Annotated in this window: 25 protein-coding genes; 16 read left to right on the forward strand and 9 right to left on the reverse strand. The window is 57.7% G+C overall.

What is annotated here, in order from left to right:
- Positions 1-141: 141 nt before the first annotated feature.
- A complete protein-coding gene (locus tag C7J97_RS03445) occupies positions 142-735 on the forward strand; it encodes a hypothetical protein (RefSeq protein ID WP_113992042.1) in 594 nt (197 codons plus the stop codon).
- 87 nt (positions 736-822) lie between these two features.
- Here the strand turns inward: C7J97_RS03445 and rpsR are convergent, their stop codons facing one another.
- From rpsR to rpsF, 3 genes are read right to left on the reverse strand one after another with little or no spacing between them, the layout of a single operon-like run.
- Complete coding sequence (gene rpsR / locus C7J97_RS03450) at positions 823-1,080, reverse strand: 30S ribosomal protein S18 (protein ID WP_015538096.1); 258 nt, start codon at positions 1,078-1,080, stop codon at positions 823-825.
- Between the two features lie 46 nt (positions 1,081-1,126).
- On the reverse strand, positions 1,127-1,606 hold the full coding sequence (locus tag C7J97_RS03455) for a single-stranded DNA-binding protein (protein ID WP_055185153.1): 480 nt from the start codon (positions 1,604-1,606) through the stop codon (positions 1,127-1,129).
- Positions 1,607-1,636: 30 nt separating this feature from the next.
- A complete protein-coding gene (gene rpsF / locus C7J97_RS03460) occupies positions 1,637-1,921 on the reverse strand; it encodes a 30S ribosomal protein S6 (RefSeq protein ID WP_005923879.1) in 285 nt (94 codons plus the stop codon).
- Between the two features lie 280 nt (positions 1,922-2,201).
- Here rpsF and C7J97_RS03465 point away from each other — a divergent pair, with 280 nt between their 5' ends.
- Entirely contained in the window at positions 2,202-3,395 is a 1,194-nt protein-coding gene (locus tag C7J97_RS03465; protein WP_113992043.1) for a cation:proton antiporter, read from the forward strand.
- Positions 3,396-3,530: 135 nt separating this feature from the next.
- On the opposite strand, the gene C7J97_RS03470 is transcribed toward C7J97_RS03465, so the two are convergent.
- On the reverse strand, positions 3,531-4,406 hold the full coding sequence (locus C7J97_RS03470; RefSeq protein WP_005923887.1) for a UTP--glucose-1-phosphate uridylyltransferase: 876 nt from the start codon (positions 4,404-4,406) through the stop codon (positions 3,531-3,533).
- Positions 4,407-4,484: 78 nt separating this feature from the next.
- Entirely contained in the window at positions 4,485-5,474 is a 990-nt protein-coding gene (locus C7J97_RS03475) for an RING finger protein (RefSeq protein WP_113621114.1), read from the reverse strand.
- A gap of 258 nt (positions 5,475-5,732) precedes the next feature.
- On the opposite strand from C7J97_RS03475, the gene prfB reads away from it, so the two are divergent.
- The 12 genes from prfB to C7J97_RS03535 all read left to right on the forward strand — a co-directional run bounded on the left by prfB (position 5,733) and on the right by C7J97_RS03535 (position 20,973).
- Positions 5,733-6,854 carry a peptide chain release factor 2 gene (gene prfB, locus C7J97_RS03480; protein WP_005923895.1) on the forward strand — a complete coding sequence of 374 codons (1,122 nt, stop codon included), beginning with the start codon at positions 5,733-5,735 and terminating at the stop codon, positions 6,852-6,854.
- 115 nt (positions 6,855-6,969) lie between these two features.
- Complete coding sequence (spoIVB, locus tag C7J97_RS03485; RefSeq protein WP_113992044.1) at positions 6,970-8,193, forward strand: SpoIVB peptidase; 1,224 nt, start codon at positions 6,970-6,972, stop codon at positions 8,191-8,193.
- A gap of 119 nt (positions 8,194-8,312) precedes the next feature.
- On the forward strand, positions 8,313-9,071 hold the full coding sequence (gene spo0A, locus C7J97_RS03490; RefSeq protein ID WP_015538099.1) for a sporulation transcription factor Spo0A: 759 nt from the start codon (positions 8,313-8,315) through the stop codon (positions 9,069-9,071).
- Between the two features lie 138 nt (positions 9,072-9,209).
- Positions 9,210-9,929, forward strand: coding sequence for a DNA alkylation repair protein (locus C7J97_RS03495; protein ID WP_113992045.1), 720 nt, complete (start codon positions 9,210-9,212; stop codon positions 9,927-9,929).
- A 92-nt stretch (positions 9,930-10,021) separates the two neighbouring features.
- Complete coding sequence (gene pyrH / locus C7J97_RS03500) at positions 10,022-10,732, forward strand: UMP kinase (RefSeq protein WP_005923912.1); 711 nt, start codon at positions 10,022-10,024, stop codon at positions 10,730-10,732.
- Between the two features lie 104 nt (positions 10,733-10,836).
- Entirely contained in the window at positions 10,837-11,391 is a 555-nt protein-coding gene (frr, locus tag C7J97_RS03505) for a ribosome recycling factor (RefSeq protein WP_055185167.1), read from the forward strand.
- A 93-nt stretch (positions 11,392-11,484) separates the two neighbouring features.
- Entirely contained in the window at positions 11,485-12,198 is a 714-nt protein-coding gene (gene uppS / locus C7J97_RS03510; RefSeq protein ID WP_113992046.1) for a polyprenyl diphosphate synthase, read from the forward strand.
- Between the two features lie 127 nt (positions 12,199-12,325).
- Positions 12,326-13,186 carry a phosphatidate cytidylyltransferase gene (locus tag C7J97_RS03515; protein ID WP_113621110.1) on the forward strand — a complete coding sequence of 287 codons (861 nt, stop codon included), beginning with the start codon at positions 12,326-12,328 and terminating at the stop codon, positions 13,184-13,186.
- Positions 13,187-13,205: 19 nt separating this feature from the next.
- Positions 13,206-14,357, forward strand: a complete 1,152-nt coding sequence (dxr, locus tag C7J97_RS03520) for a 1-deoxy-D-xylulose-5-phosphate reductoisomerase (protein WP_005923924.1) — start codon at positions 13,206-13,208, stop codon at positions 14,355-14,357.
- 67 nt (positions 14,358-14,424) lie between these two features.
- Positions 14,425-15,537 carry a M50 family metallopeptidase gene (locus C7J97_RS03525; protein ID WP_113992047.1) on the forward strand — a complete coding sequence of 371 codons (1,113 nt, stop codon included), beginning with the start codon at positions 14,425-14,427 and terminating at the stop codon, positions 15,535-15,537.
- A 15-nt stretch (positions 15,538-15,552) separates the two neighbouring features.
- Positions 15,553-16,599 (forward strand): flavodoxin-dependent (E)-4-hydroxy-3-methylbut-2-enyl-diphosphate synthase, encoded by a 1,047-nt coding sequence (gene ispG / locus C7J97_RS03530; protein WP_005923929.1) that lies wholly within the window; start codon positions 15,553-15,555, stop codon positions 16,597-16,599.
- A 120-nt stretch (positions 16,600-16,719) separates the two neighbouring features.
- Positions 16,720-20,973: a PolC-type DNA polymerase III gene (locus C7J97_RS03535; protein WP_113992056.1), complete on the forward strand. Its 4,254-nt coding sequence runs from the start codon at positions 16,720-16,722 to the stop codon at positions 20,971-20,973.
- Positions 20,974-21,065: 92 nt separating this feature from the next.
- Here the strand turns inward: C7J97_RS03535 and C7J97_RS03540 are convergent, their stop codons facing one another.
- A complete protein-coding gene (locus tag C7J97_RS03540) occupies positions 21,066-22,760 on the reverse strand; it encodes a DAK2 domain-containing protein (protein WP_113992048.1) in 1,695 nt (564 codons plus the stop codon).
- A 55-nt stretch (positions 22,761-22,815) separates the two neighbouring features.
- Positions 22,816-23,166, reverse strand: coding sequence for an Asp23/Gls24 family envelope stress response protein (locus C7J97_RS03545; RefSeq protein ID WP_005923940.1), 351 nt, complete (start codon positions 23,164-23,166; stop codon positions 22,816-22,818).
- Between the two features lie 17 nt (positions 23,167-23,183).
- On the opposite strand from C7J97_RS03545, the gene C7J97_RS15170 reads away from it, so the two are divergent.
- Both C7J97_RS15170 and C7J97_RS03550 read left to right on the forward strand, forming a co-directional pair.
- Positions 23,184-23,489 carry a hypothetical protein gene (locus C7J97_RS15170; protein ID WP_207657556.1) on the forward strand — a complete coding sequence of 102 codons (306 nt, stop codon included), beginning with the start codon at positions 23,184-23,186 and terminating at the stop codon, positions 23,487-23,489.
- A 188-nt stretch (positions 23,490-23,677) separates the two neighbouring features.
- Positions 23,678-24,133, forward strand: a complete 456-nt coding sequence (locus tag C7J97_RS03550) for a CBS domain-containing protein (protein WP_015538105.1) — start codon at positions 23,678-23,680, stop codon at positions 24,131-24,133.
- A gap of 59 nt (positions 24,134-24,192) precedes the next feature.
- Here C7J97_RS03550 and gltA read toward each other — a convergent pair whose 3' ends face one another.
- Positions 24,193-25,587: an NADPH-dependent glutamate synthase gene (gltA, locus tag C7J97_RS03555; RefSeq protein ID WP_113992049.1), complete on the reverse strand. Its 1,395-nt coding sequence runs from the start codon at positions 25,585-25,587 to the stop codon at positions 24,193-24,195.
- Between the two features lies 1 nt (position 25,588).
- Positions 25,589-26,434: a sulfide/dihydroorotate dehydrogenase-like FAD/NAD-binding protein gene (locus C7J97_RS03560; RefSeq protein WP_005923953.1), complete on the reverse strand. Its 846-nt coding sequence runs from the start codon at positions 26,432-26,434 to the stop codon at positions 25,589-25,591.
- Positions 26,435-26,560 lie beyond the last annotated feature (126 nt).

The raw sequence follows: 26,560 nt of genomic DNA on the forward strand, positions 1-26,560 counted from the left end.
AAAATACCGAAAATTCCCGGTACAAGTCAAAAAAGACCGGAAATTATCGTACCGGTTTGTAACTTTTTGCGCGAAAAACGCTTCCCGGTACACAGCTGAATGTGCTATACTATGTGAAAAAAGGAGAGGGGGCAAAATGTTATGATCTTATCCTTACAGGGTTGCATGGCAGTGGGAAAGACCACGGCAGCCCGCTATCTGGAACAGCACTGCCAACAGGTACAGGTTTGTTTTGAGGACAACGCTGCCGTCCTTGCAGAGATAAAGCAGCGTGGGTTGAATAAGAACAGCTATGCGGACTATCTGGAGATCCAACGGCTTTTTTTGCGCAATGAGCTATGCCGCGGGCAGGAAGCAAAAAAATACCCCCACGCAGTGATGGATTTCGGCGCGGAGGAGATCGAATTCTACACCTTGAACTACCCCAAGAGCAGGGGGCTGGAGTGGGAGATGGAAGCGATCCGGCAGGCTTTGGCCCCGGAGCTTGCAGCAGTGCAGGCTTGTATGCCGGAGCACATTCTGTTTCTGGACGCTTCCGAAGCCGTCCTGCGTGCCCGTAAAGCGGGAGATGCCACCCGTTCCCGGGAATTCTTTGCGTATTACCTGAACCATCTTCTGTCGCTGAAACGGGAATGGTTCCGGGAAAAGAAAAACGTAACATTTCTTTCTACCGACGGGCTGACCGCTCGGCAGGTGGGGGAGAAGGTAAAACATTGGTGTGAACAGTATATCTAACGCAAGCAAAAAAGCGCTCTCACCTTGTCATCGGTGAGAGCGCTTTGCTGATTGCTGATTATTTTGATCGGGTTGGTTCTTTAAAGATTAGTCGCTGACGTAGGGCATCAGAGCAACGTGACGAGCACGCTTGATGGCGATGGTCAGTGCGCGCTGATGGTAAGCGCAGGTGCCGGTCACACGGCGGGGAATGATCTTAGCACGCTCAGAGACGTACTTACGCAGACGGGGCACGTCCTTGTAATCGATGGTGTCGATGCGATCGACACAGAAGCTGCAAACCTTCTTGCGGCCGCGACGCATGGGGCGTGCGGGGCGAGAGCCTTCGGTTCTTTCAAAAGCCATTGCTTATTACCTCCTATTGGATTTTTAACGGATGGACCGTTTCGTGTCAGAACGGCAGGTCATCGCTGTCATCAATGACGGCGAAGTCGTCGGCATTGCCGGCAGAGTAGCTGGGAGCTGCCTCCACAGCAGCCGGACGGGCAGGCGCTGCGTTCTGGTAGGACGGAGCGGCATTCTGATAGCCGTTTCCGTCACCTGCATTGCTGCTCTTGGGGCCTGCAAAGTTGATGTTGCTGGCAACCACTTCAACGGCAGTGCGGTTTGCGCCGGTCTTATCCTGATACTGACGGGACTGCAAACGGCCGTCCACAACGATCAGGGAACCTTTCTGGAAATAGCGGCAGACAAACTCGGCCTGCCGATCCCATGCAACCACATCGATCCAGTCCGCCACGCTCTGCCCATTGGCATCGCGGCGCCCGCGGTCGCAGGCAATGCGGAACGAAGCGACATTCTTGCCGGTAGTGGTCTGACGCATTTCAGGGTCACGCGCAAGGCGACCCATGATAGCAACAACATTCAACATAGTACGGTTTCCCTTTCTGTCACGGAAGAATTACTCCTCGTGAGCAATGATCAGGCTGCGCATAACGCCTTCAGTGATCTTGTACACACGGTCCAGCTCAGCGGGGAAGCTGGGCTCGCTGGTGAAGTTGATCACGGTGTAGACGCCCTCTTCCTCGTCGTTGATGGGGTAGGCCAGACGGCGCTTGCCCCACTCGTCGATAGAATCGATCGTACCGTTAGCCTCGATCAGGGACTTGAACTTACCCACCAGAGCGGCGGAAGCCTCCTCATCGAGAGCGGCGCTGGTAATCAGCATGGTTTCGTACTTTGCCATTTTTGTAGCACCTCCTTTTGGACTTGAGGGCCCTGCGGATCTGCAAGGCCAAGGGTACACAGGCTGCGGTATCGCGGCCTGTGTGGTGTGTCTGTTCAGACAGCAATTTATTATAGCAAGCTTCTTTGCTTCTGTCAAGCTTTTTTGACAAAAAGAACGATAAAAAATGTTTTGCATTTTTTGGTAAAAAGGACTATAATGTAAACGCTTTCCTGCAGTATGGCAGGGCCGGGGCTCCGGCAGTGGCAGGGAAGTGGGAAAAATTAAAGGAGGATAATCCATGTATTCGTTGTTTCGAGATCTGGCGATCATAATCCTGAGCGCGAAATTCTTCGGACTGGTGGCGCGTAAGTGCAAGGCTCCGCAGGTGGTGGGTGAGATCATCGCCGGCCTGCTCATCGGCCCCTGTTTGCTGAACCTGGTGCAGATCAGCGACTCCATCTCCATCTTTGCAGAGATCGGCGTTGTGATGCTCATGTTCACCACCGGCCTCGGCACCAACCTGAAAGAGCTGATCAAGGCAGGCCCCATCGCCACCCTGATCGCCACCGTTGGTGTGGCTGTGCCTTTGGTGGGCGGCACCTTATTATATGGTGCGTTCTACGGCTTTGCCGCAGTGGGCAGCCCGGAGTTCTACCGTGCGCTGTTCATCGGCACTATCATGACCGCCACCAGCGTGTCCATCACGGTGGCTACCCTGCAGGAGCTTGGACACCTGAAGAGCTTTCTGGGCACCACCATCGTCAGCGCCGCTGTCATTGATGATGTCATCGGCATCGTGGTGCTCACCTGCGTGCTGGGTGCCAGCAGCGGTACCGGTACGGGTCTGGGCAAGGTGCTGTTCAACACCCTGCTGTTCTTTGCCACCGCATTGGGCGTGGGTCTTGTAGTGCACTACGCCATGAAGTGGCTGGATCAGCGCAATCCCCATACCCAGCGCATCACCATCGTGAGTATGGCGTTCTGTTTTGCTATGGCTTACATTGCAGAGGAATACTTCGGCATCGCCGATATCACCGGCGCTTACATTGCAGGCATCGTGCTGTGCACCATGGATGACGCACCCTATGTGGAGCGCCGGGTGGATATCAGCAACTACGTTATCTTTGCGCCGATCTTCTTTGCCTCCATCGGTCTCAAGACCGATATCAGCGGCCTGACTCCGGAGATCTTACTGTTCTGCGTCTGCTTCGTGGTGGTGGCACTGATCACCAAGATCATCGGCTGCGGTCTGGCGGCAAAGATCTGCCGCTTCAACTGGGACGATTCCCTGAAGGTTGGCGTTGGTATGATGACCCGCGGCGAGGTGGCACTGATCGTGGCACAAAAGGGCTTAGCCATCGGCGTGGTAGACCCGGTCTACTTCACAGCTGTGATCCTGCTGATCGTGGTGTCCAGCGTGGCCACCCCGCTGGCACTCAAGGCCATGTTCACCAAGCGCCCGCCCGTGCCGCATCCCAGTCAGGCAAAATAAATCAGATTTGTATTTGGGGTTCAGAAACGTCTGCGGGCGTTTCGGAACCCCTTTTTCATCTGAGTATATGCAAAAACGGGGCTGCTGCACATGGTTTCGTGCGGCAGCCCCGTTTTTATCATTTGCGCAGCATATTTACAGCGTTTTGCAGAACTCCTTCAGGTAGGCGCGGAACTCCTCGCCGATCTCGGGATGCTGCAGTGCCAGTTCCACCTGAGCCTCCACGACCTTGAGCTTGTTGCCCATATCGTAGTGCTTGCCGGTAAACTCCACAGCGGTCATGCCGCCGCGGGTGCGGGCATACTCTGCCATAGCATCGGTCAGCTGAATCTCGCCGCCGGCACCGGGCTTGGTGTGGGCAAGGATCTCGTAGATCTCCGGGGTCAGCAGCACGCGGCCCAGAATGGAATAGTTGCTGAACTCCTGCCCCTTCTTGGGCTTCTCGATCATATCGTCCACAAAGAAGTAGTTGTCGTGGATAGGGGTGGTCTTTAAGCTGCAATAGCGGCTCACGTCCTCCCAAGGCACAGCGGACACGCCGGCAACCGGGCGGCCGAACTCCTCGTAGGCGCGGATCAGCTGGGCGCAGACCGGATCCTCGCCCCAGATCACGTCATCGCCATAAATGACCACAAAGGGATCATCGCCGGTAAAGGCCTTGGCGGTGTTTACCGCGTGACCCAGACCCAGCGTCTCCTTCTGGCGCACAAACAGGATGTTGGCCATATTGGCGATGCCCAGACACTCCTCCAGCATCTTTTCCTTGCCGGGCTTTGCCAGCTTTTCCTCCAGCTCGGGGCTGCGGTCAAAATGATCCTCAATAATGCTCTGGTTGCGGCCCAGAATGATCAGGATATCTGTAATACCGGAGCGGACGGCCTCCTCCACCAGATACTGGATGGCGGGCTTATCCACGATGGGCAGCATTCCCTTGGGCATTGCCTTGGTAGCGGGCAGTACGCGGGTGCCAAGACCTGCAGCCGGAATAACGGCTTTGGTGACTTTTTTCATAATGATTCTCCCATGTTCTCATTTTATGCACGGTGAACCGCGCTTTTCAGCAGGATCCCCATCCTGCATGAACCGTTATCAGATAAAGGTGCCTACCAGTGCGTTCAGATCCGGCCCCAACAGCATGGAGCAAAGGCTGCCTACTAGCATCAGCAGGATGAACGCTCCGATGCAGGCTGCAAAGCTGACACCGCCCTGTGCGTTCAGCACGGCGCGGCGCTGCTCCGGGTCCGGGAACTCGGCACGGATGCGGCGGATGCGTGCCGCTGCACTGCGGCGGTAGAGCCACTTGCCATACAGCCCCCGCACCAGCATCAGTGCAAAGCTGAGAAGGGACATGATGCGGCTCAACACTACCAGCGTAGAGGCGCTGATCCCGGCGGCCAGGGGGCTGCCGGTGGTCTGCATCATACTGATTAAGGTGGGGATGAACAGCAGCAGTTCTGCGGCCAGAAAGCCGAAGGCGGGCTTCCACGCCTTGCGGTAGAAAAAGTAGAACGGACCGAACAGCAGCGCTGAAAAACTCATGGAGATCTTGGAGTGACGCAGCTGCATCTGGCTGTAATCGTTCAGGTAGACCGGCGCGGCTGTGCCGATAAAATCCACCCAGTCCTGATAGGGGACGCCGTCGATCAGTTCATCCTTGCCAAAAGCGGCGCGCACGTTGCGGTGCACCGGGTCAACGACCTTCTCGGTAAAATTGCGGTACATTTCGTCCCGGTACATCCTGCTGTAATCAAAATCCTGGTTCTGCTCGGCGCTGGCGGCAGCACGGTCGTTGGGCTGTTCTGCGCTCTCAGGGGGCAGGGCAGCGCCGCAGCAGCGGCAGACATTCTCGCTGCGCAGGGTGCGCTCCCCGCAGGTGGGACAGGTGCGCAGCTGCGCATCCTGATAAGGAAACTTCCATTCATAGCCTGCGCCATGGGCAGGGGCGTGGATGCACAGACCCATCTTCTCGTAACAGGTGCGGTGATAGGGTGCACCGCAGTCCGGGCAGACCACGATGTCGTCCTGAAGGGTCAGCGGCTTGCCGCAGCCCTCACAGGGACAGCCATAATATTTCGGCATGATATCCTCCTGTGAAATCGATCATACTGGTATTATACTCCCCCGGGTATGAAAAGAAAAGGTGAAAATCTTTAAAAATCCGGCAAGATAGTATTTTTCCTCTTTACTTTATCACAGATTCTCGGTATACTAATGAAGTATCTGTGTATAAACTGTGTCTTTTGGCGGAGCAGAAAATGCGCGCTGCGCGTGCGTTTTGCACCCTGCCGGGGACATTATTGTTATGATGTAAACCCTTGAACGAGAGGAACTTAGAGAATGATCACGACTGATGAACTGAAAGTGCAGTTGGCCGAGCACGCCAAGGCCGTTAAGGACCTGGAGGAAGCACTGGCCATTGAAGCAAGCCGCAAGCGCGTGCAGGAGCTGGAGCACACTATGTCCCGCCCCGGATTTTACGATGATGCAGAGCTGAGCAAGAAGGTCTTTGACGAGGTCGGCGACCTGAAGGGCAAGCTGAACCGCTTTGAAAAGCTGCAGGGTCTGTACGATGACGCTGAGACCATGCTGGAGATGCTGGACGAGGAGTACGACCCCGCCATGATCCCCGAGGCCGAGGAGGCCGTGAACACCGTGGGCAAGGCTGTGGAGGAACTGCAGCTGATGACCATGCTGAACGGCGAGTACGACCACAGCAACGCCATCCTTACCTTCCACGCAGGCACCGGCGGCACCGAGGCACAGGACTGGGCCGAGATGCTGTATCGTATGTATAATAAGTGGGCACAGGCACATGGCATGACCGTGGAGGTGCTGGATTATCAGGACGGCGACGAAGCCGGTCTGAAGAGCGCCTCTATGATGGTCAAGGGTGCCAACGCCTACGGTCTGCTTAAGAGCGAGAACGGCGTGCACCGTCTGGTGCGTGTCTCTCCCTTTGACGCCAACGCCCGCCGCCAGACCAGCTTTGCTTCTCTGGAGGTTATGCCCGAGCTGGACAACACCATTCAGGTAAACATCCGCCCCGAGGATATCGAGATGCAGGTGTACCGCTCCTCTGGTGCCGGCGGCCAGCACATCAATAAGACCTCCTCTGCTGTCCGTCTGATCCACAAGCCCACCGGCATCGTGGTCAACTGCCAGACCCAGCGCAGCCAGTTCCAGAACCGCGACTACGCTATGGAAATGCTGAAGGCTAAGCTCTACCAGATCGCCAAGCAGCAGCACATGGATAAGATCGACGACATCAAGGGCGTACAGAACGAGATCGCATGGGGTCACCAGATCCGCAGCTATGTGTTCATGCCCTACACCATGGTCAAAGATCACCGCACCAACTACGAGACCGGCAACGTCGATGCCGTGATGGATGGCGATATCGATGAGTTCATCTTCGCCTACCTCAAGGCCGCCAGCCGCGGCGAGCTGCAGGACGCATAAGCGCCTGTCCCTGTAAAACCATAACCGCACCTGTGTCCATTTTTGGATGCGGGTGCGGTTTTTTCGTGCTTGTCTGCGCATACTAACCCCGAAAAATGCGCAGGGAGGCCGTAAAATGTCCAAGCACAGCATCGTCAGGTGGATAAAGATAATAGGGGTTTATCTGCTGGTGGCCGCGGTGGCGGCGCTGGGCTGGCTGTGGTGCGCCCTGCCGGAGGAGGTCTATCTGGAACCGGAACAGACGCTCACGCTGCCGCGCTTTGGCTGGGTGGAGCCGCTGCGCGGGCACGGCAGCCGCAATGTGGCCAGCACCCGGGCAGCGGGCAGCTACCAGACCACGCTGGCACTGGGCGGCTGGCTGCCGGTCAAGACCATCCGCGCCACCGTGATGCAGCGCCCCACGGTCACGGTGTGCGGCACGCCCTTTGGGGTGAAGATGTTTTCAGAGGGAGCGCTTGTGGTGGGCTTTTCCGAGGTACACACCGCCGCCGGTACGGTAAACCCCGCAAAGCAGGCGGGGCTGCGGCTGGGCGACCGGGTGATCCGCATGGGGAACACCGTTACCGAGACCAACGAGCAGGTCCATGCCGCGCTGGAGGCCGCTGCCGGTGCGGCGGTGGAGGTGGTCTACGTCCGCAAGGGGGAGCAGCGGCAGACCACCCTTTTGCCGGTGTGGGATACGCAGAACGCCCAGTGGCGGGCAGGGATGTGGGTGCGGGATTCCTCCGCCGGGGTGGGCACTCTGACCTTTGTGGATGCGCAGGCCGGGGTATTCGCCGGGCTGGGTCACCCCATCAGCGACAGTGACACCGGCGAGCAGGTCGCCCTGCGCAGCGGTGAGATCGTGGCCTGCCAGATCGTGGGCTGCACCGGCGGTACCGCCGGCAGCCCTGGAGAGCTGAAGGGCAAATTTATCAGCGACCATGCCCTTGGAAGAATCTGCATCAACGGCGAAAACGGCGTCTACGGAACGGTAAGCACTGCGATTGCGGGGCAGCAGACAGAAATCGCTTTTGCGCAGGAGGTGCTGCCCGGCGCGGCAGAGATTCTGACCACCACCAGCGGCGAAACGCCCCGCAGCTACCGTGTCTATATAGAAAAGGTGAACGACGCCGACCCGCACCGCAACATGGTGCTGCGCGTCACCGACCCGGCACTGCTGGCGCAGACCGGCGGCATCGTGCAGGGGATGAGCGGCAGCCCCATCCTGCAAAACGGACGGCTGGTGGGTGCAGTGACCCATGTGCTGGTCAATGACCCGACACGAGGCTACGGTATTTTTGCACAAACCATGCTGGAACAGGCACATTCCGTGCCCGGAACGGACGCAGCAGCATAAAAAAGTATGACATTCGAGCGGAATTTCCATAATTTCCCAAAATAAACCGTTGAACTATCTGGAAAATTATGGTAAAATCCATGGTGTTAAGGGAACTGCACACATTGGAGGAAACAACCATGGATAAAGTGAGATTCTTGATGTCGGATACCGGTGCTCAGATTACAGAAGCCTGTCGTGAGGCGCTTGAGCAAAAGGGCGTGGAAGTGACCGTTGTGGAAAAGGATGGAAACAAGGTTTTACAGAAGATGCTGGCCGTTCGCCCGCAGGTAGTGCTGTTGGATGCCTTTATGCCCGGGCTGGACGCGCTGGCGGTCAAGCAGCGCTACAACGCCGCAGGCGAGCGCCACACCTCGTTTTTCGTTACCGGCGCGTTCCAGAGTGAGGAGATGGTACAGGAGCTGCTGGACGAGGGCTTTGCCTACTATTTTGTCAAGCCCTTTGACGAAAGTGTCCTTGCCGCCCGGGTGCTCAAAGCAGCCAGCGGACAGGAAAAGCACCTGCTCCACACCAGCGTGGACAGTGACGAACTGACCGTCACCGAAATACTGCACCAAATTGGCGTGCCTGCGCACATCAAGGGCTACCAGTTCCTGCGGGATGCCATCCTGCTCACCATGAACGAGCCGGAGTACATCAACGCCGTGACCAAGCGCCTGTACCCGGAAATCGCCAAGAAAAACGGTACCACCGCCAGCCGTGTGGAGCGCGCTATCCGCCACGCCATCGAGGTGGCATGGGACAGGGGAGACGTGGATACCCTCAATAGCTACTTCGGCTATACCATCCATAACCTGCGGGGTAAGCCTACCAACAGCGAGTTCATCGCGATGATAGCTGATAAGATGCGGCTGGATAAGCGGCAGAGGGTGGGGTAAAAAGCCGAAATAAACGGAAGCGGACATACAATTATAAAAACATGGGATAACCCAAAGGCTTCATCTGAAAAGGTGGAGCCTTTTCTCTTTGCATTTTCCTTCCCATCTGGTACAATGGTGCAGAAGGGAAGTGACAAAATGCCGGAAGTAGATGCGATCCGTGCGCAGCTGTTTGCGCTGCAGGATAAGGAATATCAGGTCTTTTACAGCCGCCTGATGCCCACCCTGCCGCCGGAAACGGTGATCGGGGTGCGGGTGCCGCTGCTGCGTAAGCTGGCAAAACAGATGGCAGATACCCCGGAAGCGGAGGCATTTCTGCAAGAACTACCGCATTTTTATTGTGAAGAAAACGCCCTCCACGCCTTTCTGCTGGAGTCTGTCCGGGATTACGACACAGCGCTGGCGGCAACGGAGCGCTTTTTGCCCTATGTGGATAACTGGGCAGTCTGCGATTGCTTCAGCCCCAAGGTGTTTGCGCAGCATAAGCCGGAGCTGCTGGCCGCTATCCGGCGCTGGCTGGGCTCTGACCAAGTGTATACCGTGCGCTACGGGATCGGGATGCTGATGCGGTATTATCTGGACGATGCCTTCCGGCCGGAATATCTGGCTTGGGTGGCGGCGGTGCACAGCGAGGAATACTATGTCAATATGATGCGAGCGTGGTATTTTGCCACTGCACTGGCGAAGCAGCCCGCAGCGGCACTGCCGTGGCTGACCGAAAAGCGGCTGGACGTGTGGACGCACAACAAGACCATCCAGAAAGCAGTAGAAAGCCGCCGCATCCCCCCGGAGCAAAAGCAGGCTTTGCGGGCGCTGCGCATTCGTTCACAAAAGCTTTGCGAAGAACGACGCGTTTGACTGTTTACAATGTGGCGAATTTATTGTAAAATAGAGTATAGCAAAAATGTCGGGTCTGTCCGGCGAAAGATAAAATAGGTGGTGTTTGGATTATGGCATTGAAATATAAGCGTATCCTTTTGAAGATCAGCGGCGAGGCGCTGGGCGGCGAAAAGGGCATGGGCTTTGATGAGCCCACCATGGACGCTATTTGCGGCGGCGTGAAAAAGGCTCACGAACTGGGCGTGCAGATCGGCATCGTTGTGGGCGGCGGCAACTTCTGGCGCGGCCGCTCCAGCGGTAAGATGGAGCGCACGCTGGCCGATAAGATCGGTATGCTGGCTACGGTGATGAACGCACTGGCTGTCTCCGATAAGCTGGAGCAGCTGGGCGTGCCCACCGAGGTGTTCACCTCGATCACCATGCCGCAGGTGGCTCCTGCCTTTACCCGCAAGGACGCTCTGCGCGCCATGGATGAGGGCAAGATCGCTGTGTTCGGCGGCGGCACTGGCAACCCCTTCTTCTCTACCGATACGGCTACTGCCCTGCGCGCCGTGGAGGTGAGCGCCGACGTGATGTTCAAGGCAACCATGGTGGACGGCGTTTACGATAAGGATCCCCACAAGTACCCGGATGCCAAAAAGTACGATACCCTTACCTTTACCAAGGTGCTGGAGGATCAGCTGGCCGTTATGGACGGTACCGCAGCTACCCTGTGCCGCGACAACAAGCTGCCCATTCTGGTGTTTGATCTGGCCGACCCGGACAACATCGCACGGGCTGTGCAGGGCGAGAACGTGGGCACGCTGGTCTACGAGGGCTGAGCATAGCGCCCCGGTGCAACTGCATACGATTGGATAGAGCAGCAGCGGCGCAGTGCGCTGCCTGCATGGATCAATAGAATAAAAGAAACAGGAGAACAACGACAATGAGCAGCAACACCAAGGTTTTCGAAGATAAGATGAAGAGCTCTGTGGAGCACCTGAGCCGCGAGCTGGCCGCTGTGCGCGCAGGCCGTGCAAACCCCGCCGTGCTGGATAAGGTGGTCGTGGACTACTATGGTGCTCCCACCCCCATCCAGCAGTTGGCCGCTGTGGCCGTCTCTGAGGCACGCACCCTCACCATCACCCCTTGGGACCGCACCCTGCTGCGCCCCATCAGCAAGGCGATCATGGCCAGCGATGTGGGCATCACCCCCATTGATGACGGCGTTACCATCCGCCTGAACTTCCCCGCACCCAACGAGGAGCGCCGCAAGCAGCTGGCTAAGGAAGTCTCCAAGCTGGGCGAGGACGCCAAGGTTGCCGTGCGTAACGTGCGCCGCGACGCCATGGATAAGGCCAAGGCCATGAAGAAGGCTGGCGAACTGACCGAGGACACCCAGAAGACCATGGAAGAGGATGTCCAGAAGCTGACCGATAAGTATATCAAGAACATTGATGCTGCCGTGGAAGAAAAGCAGAAGGAGATCATGGCCGTCTGATCCGCAGCACACAATAACAACTGGGAGGTGCCGTGCGCTGGTGAAAGGTGCGCGGCACTTTTTGCAGGGCAGCCCTGCTGCCGGGAGGTATAAATGGCACACCCCAAAGAATTTGCCGAGGGGCTTTCCATCGGCATCATCATGGACGGCAATGGCCGCTGGGCGAAAAACCGCGGCCTGCCCCGCACCGCAGGACACAAGAAGGGTGCAGCGGTGTTCAAGGATATTGCCAACTACTGCGATGAACTTGGCGTAGCATCGGTGTATTTCTATGCTTTCTCTACCGAGAACTGGAAGCGCCCGCTGGAAGAGGTGGGAGCCATCATGAAGCTGTTCGCCCAGTACCTCATCGAGGGCTTTGACTACAAGAACCGCAATATCCGCATTAAGTTTTTGGGCGACCGCACCGCGTTGGATCCCAAACTGCAAAAGATGATGAATGAACTGGAAGGGGACTCTGCCTGCAAGACCGGCATGACCCTGAACATCGCCATCAACTACGGCGGCCGCCCGGAGATCGTGCGGGCAGCGCAGCAGCTGGCAGCAAAGGCAGCAGCAGGCGAGATCCGCCCCGAGGACATCAGCGAGCAGATGATGAGCGATGCCATGTACACCGCCGGACAGAAGGACCCGGACTTTATCCTGCGTCCCAGCGGAGAAAAGCGGCTGTCCAACTTTATGCTCTGGCAGGCCGCCTATTCGGAACTGGTGGAGATGGATGTGCTCTGGCCGGACTTTACCCGCGCCGATCTGGACACCGCCATTGAGGAGTTCAACCACCGCAGCCGCCGGTTCGGCGGCATCTGAGCGGCAATCTGTCCGTATTGCAAACCCTGCACCTATGGTGCAGACCCGACAGACCCGGTAATTCCTCGGGTCGGAATGCGTTGCCCTGCAAGGGGCTGCTGCCGGAAGAACAAAGGAGATCAAACCTATGAAAACACGCATTATTACTGCGATCGTGGGCATTCTGGTGCTCATTGGCGTGATGTTTACCTTCAACACCATGGTGTTCAATCTGGTGATCGCAGCCATCACCCTGATCGCCATCCACGAGATTTACAGCGCCCTCGGTTTTGAAAAAAAGGACTGGCTCATGTACGCAGTGCTGGTACCCTACACATTGCTGGTCATGCTTTCCAGTTACAGCGCCATGCGCAAGCTGGTCATGCCCATGTCTTTTGTGCTGGTCACCTTTTTTGCTATCTATCTGGTGGTGCGCAACGGTACCATCAGCTACCAGAAGGCCAGCGGTCTTTTGGTGTTTTCGGGCATCGTGATCTTCTGCTTCTACTCTTTTATCCTGCTCAAGGAGCGTCTGCCGGTAGAAAAATTCGGCTATGATGCGGTTTTCTTCATCCTGCTCATCCTCTGCTTTGCATGGGGCGGCGATACCTGTGCCTATTTTGCAGGCCGCGCCTTTGGCAAGCATAAGCTGTGCCCGGTGGTCAGCCCCAAAAAGACGGTGGAGGGTGCCATCGGCGGCGTGCTGGGCACCATGGTGTTCGGCGTGGTCGCTACCCTCATCTACTCCATAGCGGCAAACCGCATGGAAGCCTTTACCCGCTCCAATATCGGCGTTTCTATGTATGTGATCATTGCGCTGCTGGGCTGCATCGCTGCGGTGCTGGGCATCTACGGCGACCTGTTTGCCAGTGTGGTCAAGCGCCAGTGCGGCATCAAGGACTATGGCACCATCTTCCCGGGGCACGGCGGCATTCTGGATCGCTTCGACAGTGTGATGTTCATCGCGCCTTTCGTGACCATGGTCATTACCGCCGTGTTCTACGCCTGATACAGGGGAGGAAACTGTTATGTCTAAAAAAATTACGCTGCTGGGTTCTACCGGTTCTATCGGTACCCAAAGTCTGGATGTCATCCGCGCTCAAGGGTACGAGGTCTACGGCCTTTCTGCCCATAGCCATGTGGAAAAGCTCTTACAGCAGATCGAAGAGTTCCACCCGAAATACGTCTGCATGACCGACCCGGACGCCGCCGCAAAGCTGGACGCTGCGCTGGCAGGCCGGGCAAATGCGCCCAAGCTGCTCACCGGCCCGGAGGGGCTGAAGGAGCTGGCTGCGCTGGACGGCCCGGATGTGGTGCTGAACAGTGTGGTGGGCATTGCCGGCCTTGGTGCCAGCCTGTGCGCCATCGAAAGCGGCCACGATCTGGCACTGGCCAACAAGGAAAGCCTTGTTACCGGCGGTCATCTGGTCACGCAGGCTGTGGAAAAGCACGGCGTGCAGCTGCTGCCCGTGGACAGCGAGCACTCCGCCATCTTCCAGTGCCTGCAGGATAAGGAAAGCGCTCCCAGCCTGACCAAAATTCTGCTCACAGCCTCCGGCGGCCCCTTTTTCGGCATGACCACCGAGCAGCTGCGCGGCAAGACCCGTGCAGACGCCCTCAAGCACCCCAACTGGAATATGGGCGCAAAGATCACCATCGACTCCGCCACCCTGATGAACAAGGGTCTGGAACTCATCGAGGCCGTGTGGCTCTTTGGCCTGCCCCCGGAAAAAATCCAAATCGTGGTGCAGCGCCAGAGCATCGTCCACTCTGCGGTGCAGTTCAGCGATAATTCGATCATCGCGCAGCTGGGTGTGCCGGATATGCGCATCCCTATCCAGTACGCCCTGACCTACCCCAAGCGTGTGCCGGGCGTAGTGCCGGAGCTGGACTTTACCACCCTGAAGCTGCTCACCTTCGATGTAGCCGATGAAGAGACCTTCCGTTGCCTTGCCGCCTGCAAAAAGGCCATTCGCAAGGGCGGTCTTGGCCCCTGCGCCGCCAACGGTGCCAACGAGGAAGCCGTTAAGCTGTTCCTTGAGGACAAGATCGGCTTTTTGGATATCGGCCGCTTGGTGGAGGCTGTTGTGGATAGCGACAGCTTTGGCGGCGACTATACGCTGGCAGACGTGTACGAGTGCGACCGCATGGCGCGCGCATTCGTGCGGGCACACCTGTAACGCTTTATCAGCAATATACGCCTCGGCACTGTTTTTGTAACAGTTCCGGGGCGGTATAGGAGAACGAATGTCATTTATTATCACCATCCTTGCCGCGCTGCTCGTGTTCAGTGCGGTGATCGCCATCCACGAATTCGGGCATTTTATTGTGGCAAAGCTCTGCGGCATTCAGGTCAACGAGTTTTCCATCGGCATGGGGCCGGTGCTCTGGAAAAAGAACCATAAGGGCACCCAGTACAGCCTACGTGCCCTGCCTGTGGGTGGCTTTGTAGCGCTGGAAGGGGAGGAAAGCCCTGAAAGCCAGCAGGCAGAAGCTGTCCATACTGTGCAGGAGCAGCCCGCCCCGGAGACGGAAGCGTCTGTGCAGCCCACCGGCATCCCTCTGAACGAGGCGCCGGTTTGGCAGCGGGCACTGGTCATGGTAGCCGGTGCTGTCATGAATTTCGTGCTGGGCTTTGTGGTGCTGGTGTTTTTGATCTCCGCCCAGAATGAGCCTATCACCAGCAAGACCATCTACGCCATTCAGGACGGTGCCCTCTGCGGGCAGACCGGCCTGCAGGCGGGGGACAAGGTTCTGGCGGTGAACGGCCGCCGCTGCTTTGTGGCCAATGATATCCTGTACGAGCTGGTGCGCACCCGGTCTTACAGCGCAGATTTTACCGTCCTGCGGGATGGCCAAAAGGTGCAGCTGCCGGGGGTGCAGTTCGACACATGGCAGGACGAAGAGGGCGAGACCCACATGAGCATCGGTTTTTCCGTCTATGGACTGGAAAAGACCCCCGGTAACGTGCTGCGGGAGGCGAGCAACAGCGTGCTGTATTATGGGCGCATCGTGTTCACCTCCCTTGTGGACTTAGTGCGTGGGCGGGAGAGCATCAACAACCTCTCCGGCCCGGTGGGCATCGTATCGGCCATCGGGCAGGCCGCCAGCTATGGTTGGCAGGATCTGCTGGAGCTGCTGGCGCTCATCACCGTCAACCTTGGCATCCTCAACCTGCTGCCCTTCCCGGCGCTGGACGGCGGCAAGGTGGTATTTTTGGTCATTGAAGGCGTCACCGGCCATGCTGTGCCGGAAAAGCTGCAAAGCGTGCTCACCCTTGCAACCTTCGGGCTGCTGTTCGGGCTGATGCTCTTTGCAACCTACAACGATATTCTCCGGCTCATCACCGGGACAGTATAAGAAAGGGGAACCCTTATGCGGCAGAAAAAACGCGAAGTGAAGATCGGCAATGTGACCATTGGCGGCAGCAACCCCATTGCGGTGCAGACCATGCTCAATGTGCCGGTGGAGGACATCGAGGGCAATGTGGCGCAGGCCAAGCGGTGCGAAGCCGCTGGCTGTCAGATTTTGCGGGTCACCTGCCCCAGCCCGGCAGATGCAAAGTGCATCGAGGCCGTCAAAAACGCAGTGAACATCCCCATCGTGGCAGATATCCACTTTGACTATAAGGCTGCGCTGGCCTGCGCGGACGTAGGCGTAGATAAGATCCGTATCAACCCGGGCAACATCGGCGATGACGACCGGGTAAAGGCGGTGGTGGATGCCTGCCAGCAGAAGAATATCCCTATCCGCATCGGCGTCAACGGCGGCAGCCTGGAAAAGCACATTCTGGCCCGCTACGGCGCACCCACCCCGGAAGCTATGGTGGAAAGCGCTTTGTACCATGTGCGGCTGCTGGAAAAGTTCGATTTCAATAACATCGTCATTTCCATTAAAAACTCCAACGTGCCCCGCATGATGGAGGCTTACCGTCAGCTCAGCGCCGTTACCGACTACCCGCTCCATGTGGGCGTCACCGAGGCCGGTACCTACCAGATGGGCCTGCTGAAAAGCGGCATGGGTATCGGCGGCATGCTGCTGGAGGGCATCGGCGACACCATCCGCGTGTCGCTGGCTGCCGAGCCGGAAAAAGAGGTAGAGGCAGGCTTCAACATCCTGCGCGCCGTGGGCTTCCCGGTCACCGGGCCGGAGGTCATCACCTGTCCCACCTGCGGACGCACTCAGTACCCCTGCACCGAGATCGCCAACGAGGTGGAAAAGCGGCTGCAGGGCTACAAAAAGTCCATCAAGGTGGCCGTGATGGGCTGCGTTGTCAACGGCCCCGGCGAGGCGCGCGAAGCCGATATCGGTATTGCAGGCGGCAAGGGCGAGGCTGTGCTGTTCATCCATGGCAAGCCCATCAAAAAGCTGACCGGCGATAACATTCTGGATCAGTTCATGGACGAAATCTATAAATTGTAAGTATTCTTTTCCCTACTGCCACACCTGCAAAAACGGGTGCGGCAGTTTGTGCTGTAAAGAACCCACCAAAAAGGAGTACCATTTGTGAAACCACTTGTTTCCCAGCTGTGGCCGCAGTTTATGGCGGACCCGGATTTTGCGGCCTGCTTCGGGCAGGTGATCGTGGAGCACGCCCGGATGCTGCGGCAGGACCGGCAGGTCGAGTTTACTCTGCGCAGCGCCGCCCCGCTGGACCAGAATCTCTGCGCCCGGCTGCTGGCTTCCCTGCAGCCGGACTACGAGGGCTTTGAACTGAAGATCAAAAACCTGTTCGGCTATGCCATGCTGGACGAGCACGCTTTGCGCATCCTGCTGGAGGACATGAAGCGGGACGGTGTGCCCATCAACGGCTTTCTGGACAGGAGCAGCATTACCATCACCGGGCAGAATATCACGGTGGGGGTGTGCCACGGCACAAAGTTTTTGCAGGAGATGGGCTTTGAGGAACTGCTTGCAAAGCGTATTGCCGAGCATACCGGCGTTACCCCCAAGGTGACGCTGCAAAGCGCAGTGACTGCGGCGGAGCAGCAGCAGATGGAGGAAAAGCTGGAACGCAAGATTGCACCGCCGGTGGTCAAATTTGAGAAAAAGAACACCGCACCGTCTATCAAGGTGGAGGGGCTCAACCTTACCGACAAGCCGGTTATCATCTTCCACGGCAAAATGTTCACCCCCAAAAACCTTACCCCCCTCAAGGATCTGGGCGGCGAGGGCGGCAAGTGCATGATCTGGGGCGATGTGTTCTTTACCGAGGTCAAGGGCAACTACCGCAAGATCTACACCGTGTCCATCACCGACTATACCGGCTCAATCAACCTGAAAGTCCGCGCACAGGAAGGGGAGGACTGCTCCAAGTGGGAGGGCATTGGCAAGGGCAGCACGGTCATTGTGCGTGGCGACTGCTCCTACGATAAATACGAGCATGACTACATCGTGTACCCCTACGATGTGCTGATCGTGGAGCGCAAAAAGCGGGAGGATACCGCCCCGGAAAAGCGGGTGGAGCTGCATCTGCATACCAAGCTTTCCAGCATGGACGGCTTCTGCGACCCCGGCGGCATCGTCAAGCTGGCGCACCGCATGGGACACCCCGCCATTGCCATCACCGACCACGGCGTGTGTCAGGGCTATCCGGAAGCCATGCTGGCAGCCGATGACATCCACAAAAAGGACCCGGATTTTAAGCTCATCTACGGGTGCGAAGCCTATTTTGTGGACGACATGGTGCCCTGCGTCTATGGCGTAAAGGATCAGCCGCTGGACGGCGAGTTCTGCGTGTTTGACACCGAGACCACCGGTCTTGACCCCGGGGTAGAGTACCTTACCGAGATTGGCGCGGTCATCATCCGCAACGGCGAGGTGGTGGAGGAGTTCGATACCTTCGTCAAGCCCGGTAAGCCTATCACCCCCAAGATCACCGAGCTGACCGGCATCACCAACGAGATGGTAGCGGACGCCCCCGGCGAAAAGGAAGCGCTGGAAGCCTTCCTTGCCTTTGCAGGTGACCGCATTCTGGTGGGGCACAATGTCCACGCTTTTGATATGCGCTTTCTGCGGGCAGCTGCCAAGCGCAGCGGCATCAAGCTGGAGCCTACCTATATTGACACCCTGACCATGGCGCAGACCATGTACCCCGGCCTGCACAATTATAAGCAGGGCACCATCAATAAGCATCTGGAACTGCCCGCCTACGAGGCGCACCGCGCCTGCGAGGACTCCGCTGCACTGGGACGCATCTTCTGCGTGATGCTGAACGACTTAGCGGAAAAAGAGGTGACGAAGGTCAGCGAAATCAACACCGGTCTTGGCGGCAACCGTGAGGTGCTGAAAAAGAAATACTACCACCTGATCATTCTGGTCAAAAACCAGATGGGTCTGAAGAACCTGTACAAAATCGTCAGCGAGGCACACGTCAACTACTTTTTCAAAAAGCCTCGCGTGCCCCGCAGCCTGCTGAACAAGTACCGGGATGGCCTACTGCTCACCAGCGCCTGTGAGGCAGGCGAGTTGTACCGCGCCATCGTGGACGGCACCAGCTACGAGGAACTGAAAAAAATCGCCGCCTACTACGATATCCTTGAGATCCAGCCGCTGGGCAACAACGCCTATATGGTGCGGGACGGCAAGGTGGACAGCGAGGAGCGGATCAAGGAGTTCAACCGCACCGTTATCAAGCTGGGTGAGGATCTGCATAAACCGGTCATCGCCACCGGCGACGTGCACTTTACCGAGCCGGAGGATGCGATCTACCGCGCTGTATTGCAGGCGGGCAACGGCTTTAAGGATGCCGATAACCAGCCGCCGCTGTTCTTCCGCACCACGCAGGATATGCTGGCGCAGTTCTACTATCTGCCCAAGGAAAAGGCCTACGAGGTGGTGGTAAAGAACCCCCGCAAGATCGCCGCCATGATCGACAACAATGTGCGCGCCATCCCCCGGGGCACCTACCCGCCCAGCATCGAGGGCGCAGAGCAGCAGCTGCGCGATGCCACGTGGGAGCACGCCAAGCGGGATTACGGTGACCCCTTGCCCGAGATCGTGGAAAAGCGGCTGCAAAAAGAGCTGGACTCCATCTGCGGCCACGGCTACGCGGTTCTGTACGTCATTGCGGTCAAGCTGGTGGCCTACTCCAATGCGGGCGGCTATCAGGTGGGCAGCCGTGGCTCTGTCGGCTCCTCCGCCGTGGCGCACTTCTCCGGTATCTCGGAGGTAAACAGCCTGCCGCCCCACTACCGCTGCCCCAAGTGCAAGCACAGCGAGTTCATCACCGACGGCAGCGTGGACGACGGCTTTGACCTGCCGGATAAAAACTGCCCTCATTGCGGCACCCGCATGCTGGTGGACGGCCACGACATCCCCTTCGAGACCTTCCTCGGCTTCTACGGTGATAAGGAACCGGATATTGACCTGAACTTCTCCGGTGAGTACCAGTCCAACGTGCACCGCTACACCGAGGAACTGTTCGGCAAGGCCAACGTGTTCAAGGCCGGTACGGTGTCCGGTATTCAGGATAAAACGGCCTACGGCTACGTTAAAAAATATCTGGACGAGCGGCAGCGCACCGTGAACCACGCCGAGGAAAACCGCCTGACGCTGGGCTGCACCGGCGTCAAGCGCACCACCGGTCAGCACCCCGGCGGCATGGTCGTTGTGCCGGACACCTACGAGATCTACGATTTCTGTCCCATCCAGCACCCGGCAGATGACGTGGCGGGCGGTCTGCTGACCACCCACTTCGAGTTCAAGTATCTGCACGACACCCTGCTCAAGTTGGACGAACTGGGCCACGATATGCCCACTTTCTACAAGTATTTTGAGGAATACACCGGCATCCCGGTAGACAGCATCCCCATGAACGACCCCAAGGTGTACAGCCTGCTGACCAGCCCGGAGGCGCTGGGCGTAACCCCGGAACAGATCGACAGCCAGACCGGCACCTTCGGCATCCCGGAGATGGGCACGAACTTTGTGCGCGGAATGCTGGTAGAAGCACGGCCTAAGAATTTCTCAGAGTTGATCCAGATCTCCGGTTTGTCTCACGGTACGGACGTGTGGACGGGCAACGCGGACGAGCTGATCCGCAGCGGCACCTGCACCATTGCAGAGGTCATCGGCTGCCGTGACAGCATCATGCTGTACCTGCTGCGCAAGGGGCTGGAACCTAAGATGGCCTTTGATATCATGGAAGCCGTGCGTAAGGGTAAGGTGGCTAAGGGCGGCTTCCAGCCGGGCTGGGAGGAAGCCATGCGGGAGCATGAGGTACCGGACTGGTACATCGAGAGCTGCCGCAAGATCAAGTATATGTTCCCCAAGGCCCATGCTGTGGCCTATCTGATGAGTGCCATCCGCCTGATGTGGTACAAGATCTACAAGCCGCAGGCATTCTATGCGGTGTACTTTACCGTGCGCGGCGACGATATCGACTACGAAGCCGCCATTGGCGGTGCTGCCGTGGCGCGCGCCCACATGGAGGCGGTCAAGCGCCGTTTGAAAGAGGAAAAGAACGCCAAGGATGAGGACGTGCTGGTCAGCTTGCAGCTGGTCAACGAGATGCTGAGCCGTGGGTACGAGTTTTTGCCCATCGAACTGGGCAAGAGCCTTGGTTCCAAGTATGTGGTGGAGGACGACAAGGTGCGTCTGCCCTTCAGCGCACTGAAAGGATTGGGCGGTGCCGCCGCCGATGCACTGGAGCGGGTGACCATCCACGGAGAGGAATATATCTCGGTGGAGGAGCTGCAGCAGGCTTCTGGCGTGGGCAGCAGCATTCTTGACCGTCTGCGTCAGGTGGGTGCACTGGGCGACCTGCCCGAGAGCAGTCAGGTGAGCTTTTTCTGAAATATTCATAAAGCAAAAAATCTCCGCGCTGGGTGCGATACCCAATGCGGAGATTTTTGTTTGCAGTGATACAGATCAGGGCAGGGGAGTGCTTACTCCACGCTGATCATATAGTAGTAAACGGGTTGGCCACCGCGGATGTGGCTTACTTCCACATGGTTGGGGCACTTTGCCTTGACGATTTCAGTAACCTTTTCGGCGTCCTCGTCGCTCACGTCACAGCCAGAGATGATGGTGACAAAGCTGGAATCCTTCTTGCACATATTGCGTGCCAGACGGTAGGTGGCCTTGGTGATATCGGTGGAGGTGGAAACGATCTTGCCGTTCTCCAGCGCCATGATCTCGCCCTTGCGGATGCGCTTGCCGTCGTACTCGCTGTCGCGGGCGGCGTAGGTAATCAGACCGGTGGATACCTTGTCGGCAGCAGCCATCATGTTGATGGTGTTGGTCTCGGCATTCACAGAGGGGTCAAAGTTCAGCAGTGCGGTAATGCCCATGGGCACAGTGCGGGTGGGCAGCACCACCACCTGACGGTCCGCCAGCTTCTGTGCCTGCTCGGCAGCCATAATGATGTTCTTGTTGTTGGGCAGCACGAACACGGTCTTGGCGGGAACACTCTGGATGGCTGCCAGAATGTCCTCGGTGGAGGGGTTCATGGTCTGACCGCCAGATACCACAGCGTCTGCTGCCAGATCGGTGAACACAGCCTTCAGACCCTCACCGGCGGCAACGGCCACAAAGCCGTAGTCACGGCTGGGGTCCACGGCAGCATAGATGAACTCACTGGCCTGAGAGGGAGCCTTCTCGGCAGAAGCCTGCTTTTCAAGGCTCTTGCCCTGCTTCTGGCGGGCGAGGAACTGCTCGTGCATATTCTCGATCTTGAAGTTGGTCAGGTAGCCGTACTTGATGGCCTCGCTCAGGATCTTGCCGGGGTCGGCGGTGTGAACGTGCAGGTTGATAACATCGTCATCCTCAATGCAGACCACGCTGTCGCCGTTGGACTCTGCAAAGGCGCGCATCTTGGCGGCGCTGGCACCCTCGTACTTATTGATGAGGAACTGGGTGCAGTAGCCGTTGGTAATGTCCTCCACCTTCATCAGGTCGTCAGTAAACACGCCCTTACCGGCATTTTCAGTGGACAGCTTTGCCTTGTTGGGGGCAGCCTCACCACCGGCAATAATGGCCTCCCCGTGGAACACCTTGCCCATGCCCTCAAAGATGACCATAATGCCCTGACCGCCTGCGTCCACAACACCGGCCTTCTTCAGCACGGGCAGCAGGTTGGGGGTATCGTCCAGTGCCTTCTGGCCGGCAGTCAGCACCACGTCCCACAGGGCGGGCACATCGGCGGCATCACTGGCAGCGGCTTCCTCAGAAGCAACGCGGGCAACGGTCAGAATGGTGCCCTCGGTGGGCTTCATCACGGCCTTGTAAGCGCCCTCAACACCCTTCTGCAGGGCAGCCACGATATCGGCAACGTCAGCCTCTTTTTTGCCCTCCAAAGCCTTGGAGAAGCCGCGGAACAGCAGGCTGGTGATAACGCCGGAGTTGCCGCGCGCACCGCGCAGCATGGCAGAAGCGGCAGTCTTGGCAGCTTCGCCCACGGTGCAGCTGTCGTCCAGAGCCTCCAGCTCACGCACGGCAGAGCCCACGGTCATGCCCATGTTGGTGCCGGTGTCGCCATCCGGCACGGGGAAAACGTTCAGCTCGTCCACGCGGGAACGCTGGTTGTTGATGTTGTTGGCGCCGGAAATGATGGCGTCGCGCAGGATCTTACCAGAAATCATTGTTCTTACTCCTTAGTAACTGGCCGGAAAATCCCGGCTCGGGTTTGCAGACAAATCAGGCGATGACGTCATCCACGGACACCACCACGCGGGCGACCTTCAGCCCGGTGGCCTGTTCTACCTCGTCCTTGACACGGTGGGAGATGCTGCGGGCGGCGGTGGAAATGTTCAGACCGTAGCTGACGGCAATGTGCAGCTCGATCACCAGACGCCCATTCTGCTGGGTCACGCGCACACCCTTTTCCGGGTAATCGGAACCGTATACCATGCTTTTCACAGCGTCAGTCATATCACGGGGAGCCATGGCAGCAACGCCGTAGCACTGTTTGGTGGCTTCACCCACCAGGGTGGAAAAATACCCATCAGTAAAGCTGACATTCCCAAGCGGGAAACGGGAAGTGATCATAGTCGCTCTGCTCCTTTATGTTATTTTTTATAAAAATACACGCAAGGGTCGGGGGCATTGGCTGTGCAAAACGAAACTTGCCTCAGATAAACACCCACCCTATTATACAACTTTGCACCGTGGTTGTACAGTTCAAATTGTTGGATTTACTGCTTTTTGCGCTCTTTTTGCATGGTTTTTGTAAAGAAAAAAGAGCAAATTCCTTCGACAGCCCTCGCGCCGCTTTGCGCAGCGGGCGTGGTATGCTGAAGGCAGGCTGTGCGGAACCCATCAAAACGGGAAGTATGACAAATAAAGAAAAACAATCTGTGAATAAATTATAAAAGCTTCCTTGTCTGGCTTTCTTTGCCTATGGAAAAGTGCTAAAATATAAATGAAAAGGAAAAGGGGCGGTCAGCCCCCTTTTTCCATGATACTTCCCGGAATACGCCGGACGCACGGCACATTACATAGCGTGGGCAGACCCTTCCAACAGGTATTGCTTGCAAAAAATGCGATAGGAGTTGTTGGCATGAACATTCTCTTTTTTCTTTCCCCAAAGCAGGATCTGATGTACGTTTACGATGACTTCACCCTCCGGCAGACGCTGGAAAAGTGGGAAAATAACCGCTACGCCTCCATTCCGGTGCTGAATCGCAAGGGCGAATATGTGGGCACCCTGACCGAGGGCGATATCCTGTGGGGACTGAAAAAATACCATGGTCTGGATCTGGAAGCCGCCGAAGACATTCCCATCTCAGAGTTTGCGCATAAGCGGGACTACAAGGCCGTCACGGTGACCACCAGCATGGATGAACTGGTAGAAGCTGCCATGAGCCAGAACTTCGTCCCGGTGGTGGATGACCGGGGCATTTTCATCGGCATTGTGCGGCGGCAGGCCATCATCCGCTACTGTTACGATAAGTCCCGCAAGATCGAGATGACCCGCACCGGCCGCCCCGTAAAGGAGCTGGCTGGCGTACATTAAAAACACAAAATGAGGGCGCTGCACAGTAAAAGTGCAGCGCCCTCGTTTTGTATTTATTATTACTTATTACGGATGTACTCGTCCATGGCCTTTGCAGCTGCCTTACCGGCACCCATGGCCTTGATGACGGTAGCAGCGCCGGTCACAGCGTCACCACCGGCGTACACGCCGTCACGGCTGGTCTTGCCCTCGTCGCCCTCGGTCACGATGCAGCCGTGCTTATTGGTCTCCAAACCCGGAGTGGTAGAGCGGATCAGCGGGTTGGGGCTGGTGCCCAGGCTCATGATCACGGTATCCACTTCCAGCTCAAACTCGCTGCCCTGCTTTTCAATGGGACGGCGGCGGCCGGAAGCGTCCGGCTCACCCAGTTCCATCTCGATGCAGGTCATGGAGTGTACAAAGCCGTCCTCGTCCGGGTGGATGGCAACAGGGTTGCACAGGGTCTTGAAGATGATGCCCTCTTCCTCGGCGTGCTCCACCTCTTCCTTACGGGCGGGCAGCTCAGCCATGCCGCGGCGGTAGACGATGTACACGCTCTCGGCACCCAGACGCAGGGCGCTGCGGGCGGCGTCCATAGCCACGTTGCCGCCGCCCACAACGGCAACCTTCTTGCCGGTGCGGATGGGGGTCTTGCTGGTGGGCAGGTAAGCTTTCATCAGATTGGAGCGGGTCAGGAACTCGTTAGCGGAGTACACACCCTTCAGGCTCTCGCCGGGGATGTTCATGAAGCGGGGCAGACCGGCGCCGGAGCCTACGAACACAGCCTCGTAGCCGTACTCGCCCATCAGCTCGTCAATGGTCAGCACCTTGCCGATGACCATGTTGCACTCAAAATCCACGCCCATCTTCTTCAGGCCGTCGATCTCCTGCTGGACGATGGCCTTGGGCAGACGGAACTCGGGGATGCCGTACATCAGCACACCGCCTGCAACGTGCAGAGCCTCGTAAACGGTGACCTTGTAGCCCAGCTTTGCCAGATCGCCGGCGGCGGTCAGGCCGGCAGGGCCTGCGCCGATGACGGCAACCTTATGGCCGTTCCATTCGGGAACGACGGGTGCAGTGTGCACGTTCTCGCGGTGCCAGTCGGCTACAAAGCGCTCCAGACGGCCAATAGCCACCGGCTCGTTCTTGATGCCGCGGGTGCACTTGCCCTCGCACTGGCTCTCCTGCGGGCAGACACGGCCGCAGACGGCAGGCAGGGAAGAGGAGCGGTTGATCACCTGATAGGCGGCTTCAAAGTCGCCCTCTGCAACGTGAGCGATAAACTCCGGGATGTCGATACCCACGGGGCAGCCGGACTGGCAGGGCTTGTTCTTGCAGCCGATGCAGCGCTTGGCTTCGTTCACAGCCATCTCGGCGGTGTAGCCCAGAGCCACTTCCTTAAAGTTCTTGTTGCGGACGTTGGGGTCCTGCGTGGGCATGGGGCACTTTTTAGGGTCCATATTGAAAGCCATTTTACATTCCCTCCTGAGTCTTGAACAGGTTGCAGGCTGCCTCACGGGCGTGTGCCTCAAACGGGCGGTACATGGTGCCGCGTGCCATTGCCTCGTCAAAATCCACCAGATCGCCGTCAAAGTCCGGGCCATCCACACAGGCAAACTTGGTCTGACCGCCTACGGTCAGGCGGCAGCCGCCGCACATGCCGGTACCGTCGATCATGATGGGGTTCATGGAAACGATGCTCTTCAGGCCGTGCTTCTGGCAGGTCTTGACCACAAACTTCATCATGATCAGCGGGCCGATGGTGATGACCAGATCGTACTGGTTGCCGGCAGCCACCAGCTCGTCCAGCGCAGCGGTGACCACGCCCTTGGTGCCGTAGCTGCCGTCATCGGTCATGATGCGCAGCTCGTCGCTGCAGGCGTTGAACTCGTCCTCAAGGATCAGCAGATCCTTATTGCGGAAGCCGACCACGCTGTGCACCACGCAGCCCTGATCGTGCAGTTCCTTGGCAATGGGCAGTGCAATGGCACAGCCCACGCCGCCGCCCACAACGCACACCTTCTTCAGACCCTCGGTCTCGGTGGCGCGGCCCAGCGGGCCGACAAAATCGTGGACACAATCGCCTGCGTTCAGGCTGTTCAGCTCCATGGTGGTACCGCCCACGATCTGGAAAATGATATCCACAGTGCCCTTTTCGCGGTCGTAACCGGCCACAGTCAGGGGGATGCGCTCGCTGTCCTCAAACGGACGTACAATGATGAACTGACCCGGCTTTGCCTTTTTGGCGATCAGTGGGGCTTCGATGACCATCTTTGTCACGGTGGGGTTCAGCGCGACCTTTTCAGTGATCTTATACATTGCGTTAGCTCCTTTTTGCTGGCAATTCCTTTTTCTTTTCGCAATTCCTTTTTCTTTTCTATAAATGGAAGCTGCATCCGCGCGGGTGCATTTTCCGTTTGACAAAGCGTCCTCTTTATTATAATA

This window comes from Faecalibacterium prausnitzii (assembly GCF_003324185.1).
Classification (GTDB): Bacteria; Bacillota; Clostridia; order Oscillospirales; family Ruminococcaceae; genus Faecalibacterium; species Faecalibacterium prausnitzii.

Excerpts from the sequence above, each read along its gene's own strand:
- C7J97_RS03445 (WP_113992042.1), top strand. The coding sequence starts at position 142 with ATGATCTTATCCTTACAGGGTTGCATGGCAGTGGGAAAGACCACGGCA.
- rpsR (WP_015538096.1), bottom strand. The coding sequence starts at position 1,080 with ATGGCTTTTGAAAGAACCGAAGGCTCTCGCCCCGCACGCCCCATGCGT.
- C7J97_RS03455 (WP_055185153.1), bottom strand. The coding sequence starts at position 1,606 with ATGTTGAATGTTGTTGCTATCATGGGTCGCCTTGCGCGTGACCCTGAA.
- rpsF (WP_005923879.1), bottom strand. The coding sequence starts at position 1,921 with ATGGCAAAGTACGAAACCATGCTGATTACCAGCGCCGCTCTCGATGAG.
- C7J97_RS03465 (WP_113992043.1), top strand. The coding sequence starts at position 2,202 with ATGTATTCGTTGTTTCGAGATCTGGCGATCATAATCCTGAGCGCGAAA.
- C7J97_RS03470 (WP_005923887.1), bottom strand. The coding sequence starts at position 4,406 with ATGAAAAAAGTCACCAAAGCCGTTATTCCGGCTGCAGGTCTTGGCACC.
- C7J97_RS03475 (WP_113621114.1), bottom strand. The coding sequence starts at position 5,474 with ATGCCGAAATATTATGGCTGTCCCTGTGAGGGCTGCGGCAAGCCGCTG.
- prfB (WP_005923895.1), top strand. The coding sequence starts at position 5,733 with ATGATCACGACTGATGAACTGAAAGTGCAGTTGGCCGAGCACGCCAAG.
- spoIVB (WP_113992044.1), top strand. The coding sequence starts at position 6,970 with ATGTCCAAGCACAGCATCGTCAGGTGGATAAAGATAATAGGGGTTTAT.
- spo0A (WP_015538099.1), top strand. The coding sequence starts at position 8,313 with ATGGATAAAGTGAGATTCTTGATGTCGGATACCGGTGCTCAGATTACA.
- C7J97_RS03495 (WP_113992045.1), top strand. The coding sequence starts at position 9,210 with ATGCCGGAAGTAGATGCGATCCGTGCGCAGCTGTTTGCGCTGCAGGAT.
- pyrH (WP_005923912.1), top strand. The coding sequence starts at position 10,022 with ATGGCATTGAAATATAAGCGTATCCTTTTGAAGATCAGCGGCGAGGCG.
- frr (WP_055185167.1), top strand. The coding sequence starts at position 10,837 with ATGAGCAGCAACACCAAGGTTTTCGAAGATAAGATGAAGAGCTCTGTG.
- uppS (WP_113992046.1), top strand. The coding sequence starts at position 11,485 with ATGGCACACCCCAAAGAATTTGCCGAGGGGCTTTCCATCGGCATCATC.
- C7J97_RS03515 (WP_113621110.1), top strand. The coding sequence starts at position 12,326 with ATGAAAACACGCATTATTACTGCGATCGTGGGCATTCTGGTGCTCATT.
- dxr (WP_005923924.1), top strand. The coding sequence starts at position 13,206 with ATGTCTAAAAAAATTACGCTGCTGGGTTCTACCGGTTCTATCGGTACC.
- C7J97_RS03525 (WP_113992047.1), top strand. The coding sequence starts at position 14,425 with ATGTCATTTATTATCACCATCCTTGCCGCGCTGCTCGTGTTCAGTGCG.
- ispG (WP_005923929.1), top strand. The coding sequence starts at position 15,553 with ATGCGGCAGAAAAAACGCGAAGTGAAGATCGGCAATGTGACCATTGGC.
- C7J97_RS03535 (WP_113992056.1), top strand. The coding sequence starts at position 16,720 with ATGGCGGACCCGGATTTTGCGGCCTGCTTCGGGCAGGTGATCGTGGAG.
- C7J97_RS03540 (WP_113992048.1), bottom strand. The coding sequence starts at position 22,760 with ATGATTTCTGGTAAGATCCTGCGCGACGCCATCATTTCCGGCGCCAAC.
- C7J97_RS03545 (WP_005923940.1), bottom strand. The coding sequence starts at position 23,166 with ATGATCACTTCCCGTTTCCCGCTTGGGAATGTCAGCTTTACTGATGGG.
- C7J97_RS15170 (WP_207657556.1), top strand. The coding sequence starts at position 23,184 with ATGTTATTTTTTATAAAAATACACGCAAGGGTCGGGGGCATTGGCTGT.
- C7J97_RS03550 (WP_015538105.1), top strand. The coding sequence starts at position 23,678 with ATGAACATTCTCTTTTTTCTTTCCCCAAAGCAGGATCTGATGTACGTT.
- gltA (WP_113992049.1), bottom strand. The coding sequence starts at position 25,587 with ATGGCTTTCAATATGGACCCTAAAAAGTGCCCCATGCCCACGCAGGAC.
- C7J97_RS03560 (WP_005923953.1), bottom strand. The coding sequence starts at position 26,434 with ATGTATAAGATCACTGAAAAGGTCGCGCTGAACCCCACCGTGACAAAG.